The sequence below is a fragment of the Clostridium sp. ZS2-4 genome (genome assembly GCF_026719745.1).
GTDB lineage: Bacteria > Bacillota > Clostridia > Clostridiales > Clostridiaceae > Clostridium_H.
This window is the reverse complement of sequence record NZ_JAPPRQ010000065.1, coordinates 1-657: the sequence shown is the minus strand read 5'-3', so window position 1 is coordinate 657 and position 657 is coordinate 1. Positions and strand designations below refer to the sequence as shown.

The 657-nt window shown below is 33.2% G+C and carries 1 protein-coding gene; it reads right to left on the bottom strand.

The genetic code is table 11. The annotated features are described in order from the left end of the window. Positions 1 to 657: DNA/RNA non-specific endonuclease (locus OIO11_RS11600; RefSeq protein ID WP_268071631.1), on the bottom strand; the 657-nt coding region annotated here is incomplete at both ends.

The window sequence follows — 657 nt, the reverse complement described above, 5'->3', positions numbered from 1 at the left end:
GAAACTTTTTTTGGTGGTATTTCTTTCAATGCATCCGCCCACTCAGTCTCCATCTTATACCATTCACCACCAGAACGATTAATTTGGCTATTTTGAGCAACAAGATTATCAATATCACCCGAACCATAAAATTGACTTCCTATTAAGTGACCACCATCATCATCAGGTAATCTGTCTCCCCTACCAGCAACTCTTTGCATTCCTGGCTTTCTATCTGCTTCTTTTAATATCAGATTATCTGCCTTTACGTCAACAATTCTTCCTAAATCATCCGTAGTATATTTATATCCATCTTCCGTCACATATCGAACATTAGGTGCAATTTCTTTTCTTCCCCTCTTTCCTTTAGTAAAATGGTCACCATAGTTTACTTCATTTATTTCTTTTATATCATTGACTTTACTTGAAGTTTTACCCTCATTTCCTTTAACATCTTCAATAATATCATCAATTTTATTTTCAAAAGAATCTTCACCTTTTTTTGTCATCTTAGAAACCTGATTTTTAAAGAAATTACTTTCTTCTGGTGATACATATAAATCACCTATACCTACACATTCTTCTTGCATACCAAAAGATTTTCTAATATTATATCCTACTCTATCCGTCAATTCATTAAGAGAATTTAAAGCATCATCTGCTTTTGATGCTCCTGCA